This is a genomic window from Pseudomonadota bacterium (genome assembly GCA_022361155.1).
In the GTDB taxonomy this organism is placed as follows: Bacteria; Myxococcota_A; Polyangia; order Polyangiales; family JAKSBK01; genus JAKSBK01.
The window spans coordinates 1-5,659 of sequence record JAKSBK010000072.1; the positions used below are offsets into that span (position 1 = coordinate 1).

A 5,659-nucleotide genomic window follows, 5' to 3' on the forward strand; every position below is an offset into this window, starting at 1 on the left:
CGCTGCCGACGGCGACCGAGTACCGCGACGGCGTCATGCTCAGCGGCGGACCCAACCAGGACGTGGACCGCGATGGCACGCCCAACTGGCTCGACACCGAGGCGGATGGGGACGGGCTCCTGGATCAGGTCGAGGGGCGGGGTGATATCGACGGCGACGGCGACCCCGATTACCTGGATCCCCTGGAGCCACCGCCGGGCATGCCGCCGGTAGATCCTGGAACGCCGCCGTTAGGGCCCCTGGATCCGACTCCCGGGCCGCCTCCGCCGAACGTGGGCATTGCCGGGGGCGCGCTTTGCAGCGCTGCCTGGCCGGGCTCGAGCGCGCCGGGGTCGTGCTGGCTGATCGTGCTCGCCTTGCTGGGTTGGCGCAGCCTTCGGCGCGGCCCGCGGAGATGAGCCCCTAGTTTGTTGCAAAGCCGGCTATCGTAGCCGGAGCCTACAGTGTGGTCTCTCCCGAAGGCGACAAAGACCGTTATTAGGAGCCACGCAAAGGTGCGAGGTCCGGTAGGTCGATGCGCGCCTGGCCGGGTGGTTCGACGGCGGTCTCATCCGGTTCCGTCAGCGCACGGCCGGCCCGGGTGCCGGCGACCCGCGTGCGGGTGATGGAGCGGCCGTTGCTGCCCACGCCGCATGCTCGACAAGAAAGTCCCAGACCGCGCTCACCCGGGGGACATTGCGGAGGGCTCGATGCGTTACGAGGAAGAGGTCGTCGCGGGGCCATGGCGCCATCGAGCGCCGCAGCTTCGCGCCGACTTTCACAGGCGCCAGCCCATAGTGGGCGATGCTCTGCGATGGGATGAGCGCGGCCCCTAGACCGGTGGAAACTACCGCTATCTGAACGCGCAAGCTGTCCGAACGCAGCAGAGGATCGACCTCCGCGTGCTCGCGCACCCAGCGCGCCGCGGGGAGGTGGGCGAAGCGGTCGCCCCAGGTGACCCACGGGACGTCGCGCCACGAACGCAGCGTCCCAAGAACCTGGGCGAGCCGCGGCGTCGCAGCCAGTACCCAGTCGACGAGCGCCAGGGTCCGCACGATCAAGTCGCCGGTGTCCGGCCGCGCCGTGCGTAGCGCGATGTCGGCGGCCCTCCGTGCGATGTCCACCACGCCTTCGCCGGCCTGCAGATCGAGGCGCAAACCAGGATAGCTGGCCAACAGCGCAGTCAGGTGCGGGGCGATGAGCACTTCGGCGGCATCGGGTGGGCAGGCGACGCGGACCAGTCCGGACACCTCGCGCTCGAGGGACTCGGCGGCGCTGCCAAAGCGCGCCATCGCATGCTCGATCTCCTCGGCCACAGGCAGGAGTCGCTCCGCAGCTTCGGTAGCCGAAATCCCGCTACGACCGCGGTCAAATAGCGACGCCGCGAGCGTCTCCTCCAGTGCAGCGAGGCGCCGTGACACGGTTGACTGGTCGACCTGGAGCGTGCGCGCGGCCTCACCGAGCGTGCGCGCGCGGCAGAGAGCGAGGAACAGCCTCACGTCGTCCCAGTGAAGGCGCGCAGCCGGCGGATCGTTTCTATGCACAGATGCAATGATACTTTGATTTTCTGCCTGTAGCCAGTCATCAACGCAACTGTCATGGTCGCTCTGTCGGGCGCCAAGAGTCCCGGCAGGAGAAACAACAATGAAGAACAACAAAAGACAGACAACCGTGATTGTGGGCGGCAAGGGCAAGACCGGGCGGCGTGTTGCCGAGCGGCTCCGCGCCGCGGACCTGCCGTTCCGGGCCGTGTCACCCTCAGCCGAGGTGCGGTTCGACTGGGACGATGAGGCGACTTGGGGCCCCGCCCTCGCTGGCGCCGGTGCGCTCTACGTCACCTATCACCCCGACCTCGCAGTTCCCGGCGCCGCCGAGCACGTCCGCCGCCTGTGCGCCGTCGCGGCCGGCGGAGGCGTCGAGAAGATCGTTCTCCTCGCTGGACGCGGTGAGCCGCAGGTTCACGCGGCGGAGGACGCGGTCCGCGCGTCGGGTGCCGCCTGGACCATCCTCGAGTGTGCGTTCTTCATGCAGAACTTCAGCGAGGGCCTGCTCGCGCCCCAGGGCGGCGCCATCGTTTTCCCCGCCGGCCACGTCCGCGAGCCCTTCATCGATTGCGACGACATCGCCGATGTCGCCGTTGCCGCGCTCACCGACGACGTCCACGCCGGCCGGACCTACGACCTGACCGGCCCCCGGCTCATCACCTTCGGGGAGGCAACAGCCGAACTCGCCCGCGCCGCCGGCCGTCCGCTCCGCTACGTGCCGGTGACCTTCGAGCAATACGCGCGCGGACTCGCCGAGCACTACCCACTGCCGGTGGTCGAATTCTTCATCGACCTGTTCCGCTTCCTCCTCGACGGTCACAACGCCAACGTCACCGGCGACGTCGAGCTTGTCCTCGGCCGTCGAGCGCGCGACTTCCGCGACTTCGTTCAGACCGCAGCCGAAGTGCTCCGATGACGTCGATCAGAGGCTCGGGAACGTCGGTGATCGGATCGAGCTGCGGACGTGTTTGACACCGCACTTCGCACGGCTACGCTTGGACGAGTCCGCTGCGCCCGCGCGGGGGTCTCAACAGCGTCGCTGCCTATGGCTGCCCGCACACTTGGGACGGCGAAGGGCAAATCAATGCTCTATCGGCGATGACCAGCACCGCCGCTAGCCCCTTCCAGTCCGCCAGTTGCTCCGGGACCAGTGCCTGCAACTGCTCCTTCGAGGTCACACCAACGCTGGAGTCGGAGAACGGCGCTTGGTCCGCTACCGGCGGAAAGTTATCGCTCGGCATGCCGCCGGATACTGCCAATGTCCTCAGCTACTGCGTACAGGGTGACGTCCTGCGCTTGCAGACCATGCTGGAGATGACGCCGGGCATGGGCATGACCATGACGATCCCCCCGACCCTCGTGCTCAGCAGGAACTAGTAACCGCTTAGTAACCGCTTGCCAGGGGTTATGATGGATTCCCGCTGGCTCTTACGGCCGTAGGGAGCAGACATGACCTTGGGCTCGAGTATGCGCATTGGCCTCGTTACGTTCGTATTCGGCAGTTTGGCGCTTTCGTGCGCGGACCGCGGCTCCCCTGCCCTCGGGCCGCCCGATCCTGGTAGGGCCGGCGCCGGCGCAAGCGGTCCTGGCGCCGTGGGACCGGGAGGGAGTCCCGGCGCTGGCGCTGCAGGCGCCGTCGGTCCAGGTGCGGGGGGCGCTACCGGCACAAGCGGATCCGGGGGGGTCGGCCTGGCCGGGGTTCCCGGTTTGGGGGGTGCAAGCGGCGGGGGCACGTGCATCGAGCCCGACCCGGTGTTCAACTTCGCGGGGCCCGACTTTTCCTTCTCGGGCAGAAACTCGCAGGCGGAGGAGCCTCCTCTGGTCACGCCGATGAGCCACACCTACTTCGACGTGATGCAGTTTGGCGCCATACCCAACGATGGCCTTCCCGACCGTGTGGCGATCGAAGCCGCGATCGCCGCCGCCGAAGCACATCCCGGCCCGACCGTGGTCTATTTTCTGGCTGGACGCTTCGTGCTGCGTGGCTTTCAAGAGGTCGGCGCCGAGCCCATCCGCATCCGCAGGAGCCAAATCGTGGTCAAGGGCGCGGGCATGTACACCGGCGGCACCGAGCTCTTTGTTGCGAGCGAGAGCGACAAGGGCTTCGCGCTGCATTTCTGGCCCGAGCGTGACCCTACCGTGAACTGGCGAGGTTCCGAGATGCTGGCCACCCTTGGCGTGCCGCCCGATCGCGGCCAGCGGGAGATCCAGGTAACCGACCCCTCGAAGCTGCGCCCAGGGGATATCGTGCGTCTCAGCGGGACGCTGCCTGACACGTGGCCCGAGTGGCGGGCCTTTTTCCAGCCGCTCGGCGACGAGGCGGCGATTCGCAAGTACTTCGACTGGGGCTCGGGCATGCGCAAGGTCTGGCGCTCGGACTTCCTGTCCACCCACGAGATCGAGTCCATCTCGGGGACCACGGTCCGCTTCAAGGAACCCATCCAGGCGGACTTCAAGTTCGTCTCACCAACACTCGAGGGTGGCCCCAAGTTGATGCGCATCTTCGCGCTGAACGAAGAGTTCATGCATGACGTCGGGGTCGAGGACCTGGCGTTTGTATCGAACTACCGCGACCACTACTGGCATTTCTTCAACCGGGCCACGGAGGGGTACAAGTTCCTCGGACTGTGGGACGTGCGCGAGAGCTGGGTCAGGCGGGTGCGCATGCGCGGGGGAACCCACGGTCTGTTCTGGGGCCGTAACGGAAAGAACAACGTAACCTACGACGTGCTGTTCGAAGGCAACAGCGGTCACTACAGCGTCACCACCCAGGGCAACTCCTACGGCAATCAAGCCTCGTTCATTCGCGAGGCTACGGCCGTCCACCATGGCTTCGGCGCGACCGACAGTGCGTTCTCCACAGTCTACCATCGCTGCAACCAGTTTGGCGGTCCAGAAGGGCACGCCGGTTATCCGCAGGCCACTCTGTACGATATGAACGAGGGTGATCTATCGCTGCATAGGTTCGGTGGCGCACCGCCCCATCAATCCAAGTTCACCGTGTTCTGGAACTGGAACCAGTCTTGGTTCGTACCCAGGAACAGCGGCGTGCATGTGGGCGGGCGATACACCTCGACCTCGCTGGATGGGGCCGAGGTCGACTTCTGGCCAGACAAGATCATGCGTCCCTGGGTGCTGGGCCTGCATGGCACGCCGCTCGCGATCCGGGACATCGCCACGGATCTTGAAAGGTACGAGTCGCCTGGCCAGCCCATGACTCCGCAGTCGCTGTTCGAAGGGCAGCTGCGAGCGCGCCTGGGTAGCGTGCCGCGCTGGCTGTGCGAGCGCAGCCACAGCTTCGAGCAGATTACGCGCTACAGCCAGGTGGACATCGACTCGCCGGGCAACGATCAACGCTTCCCCGCAGGGACACCGGTGAACGTCGGCGTGCGCTTGCATCCAAGGTTCAACCGCCGGCATCTACTGCGGCTCGAGCTCCGCGCGGCCCCGGGACATGACCTGGACTTTCCCGAGCTGGTCATGGGTCAGAGCGCCGACCCCAACGTTCAGAGCATCGTCTGGACGCCACCGGCGCCCGGTCCCTGGCGCTTTCGCCTCGTGCTGGTGAATTCCCTCGGCGAGGAGTTTTCGAGTGAGCCGCTCTATCTCTTTGCCGAGCCGCCGGGTGGCGGGCCCATCTATCACACGATAACGGGCGCCTGGCTTCAGCCCCGATCCCTGAAATACGGCGACATATACAAGGCCAGCAACATGGTCGTCTACAGTGACCCGGCGAGCTACCATCAGGCGGTTCGTGCCATCGAGCGCCCGTTGGTGCAGCCCAGCGTGGACGACCCAGCGAACCTCCAAGTGGGCGGGTCCCTCGTCGACGGTAACCTGACCCAGGACGCTACCGGCCCGGCTGGCTTGCGGTGGTATGGCGTGAAGGGCCTGGTGTTCGATCTGGGGGCGAGCCGCCGGCTGGATTTCGTGGAGCTGGTGGCGCCGTCCGGCTCCGGCCGTGACTATTTCGGCAAGTTCGGGGTCCAGGTAGCAACGCTCCCTGACGCGCAATACTCCTACACGAACAGCGACTTCACTTGGCGCACGGTCCGGCGCATGGGCCATGCCCGCATGTCGGCCAAGTTGCCGTTGGATATCGACCGCAGTTACCGAATCCACCTGCCCGCGGGCAC

5 protein-coding genes are annotated in these 5,659 nt (G+C 66.5%); 4 read left to right on the forward strand and 1 reads right to left on the reverse strand.

The features are described 5' to 3' along the window. On the forward strand, positions 1 to 398 hold a 398-nt coding region (locus MJD61_01940; GenBank protein MCG8554039.1), incomplete at its 5' end, for a hypothetical protein. A 162-nt stretch (positions 399 to 560) separates the two neighbouring features. Here MJD61_01940 and MJD61_01945 read toward each other — a convergent pair. Continuing rightward, positions 561 to 1,523, reverse strand: coding sequence for a LysR family transcriptional regulator (locus MJD61_01945; protein ID MCG8554040.1), 963 nt, complete (start codon positions 1,521 to 1,523; stop codon positions 561 to 563). A 100-nt stretch (positions 1,524 to 1,623) separates the two neighbouring features. Here MJD61_01945 and MJD61_01950 point away from each other — a divergent pair, with 100 nt between their 5' ends. From MJD61_01950 to MJD61_01960, 3 genes are all read left to right on the forward strand, one after another. Then, complete coding sequence (locus MJD61_01950) at positions 1,624 to 2,439, forward strand: NmrA family transcriptional regulator (protein MCG8554041.1); 816 nt, start codon at positions 1,624 to 1,626, stop codon at positions 2,437 to 2,439. Positions 2,440 to 2,621: 182 nt separating this feature from the next. Next, positions 2,622 to 2,900, forward strand: a complete 279-nt coding sequence (locus MJD61_01955; protein MCG8554042.1) for a hypothetical protein — start codon at positions 2,622 to 2,624, stop codon at positions 2,898 to 2,900. Positions 2,901 to 2,972: 72 nt separating this feature from the next. Then, positions 2,973 to 5,659: DUF4955 domain-containing protein (locus MJD61_01960; GenBank protein MCG8554043.1), on the forward strand; the 2,687-nt coding region annotated here is incomplete at its 3' end.

What these genes read in the sequence shown, in the direction of transcription:
- MJD61_01950 (MCG8554041.1), top strand. Translation starts at nt 1,624, where the DNA reads ATGAAGAACAACAAAAGACAGACAACCGTGATTGTGGGCGGCAAGGGC.
- MJD61_01955 (MCG8554042.1), top strand. Translation starts at nt 2,622, where the DNA reads ATGACCAGCACCGCCGCTAGCCCCTTCCAGTCCGCCAGTTGCTCCGGG.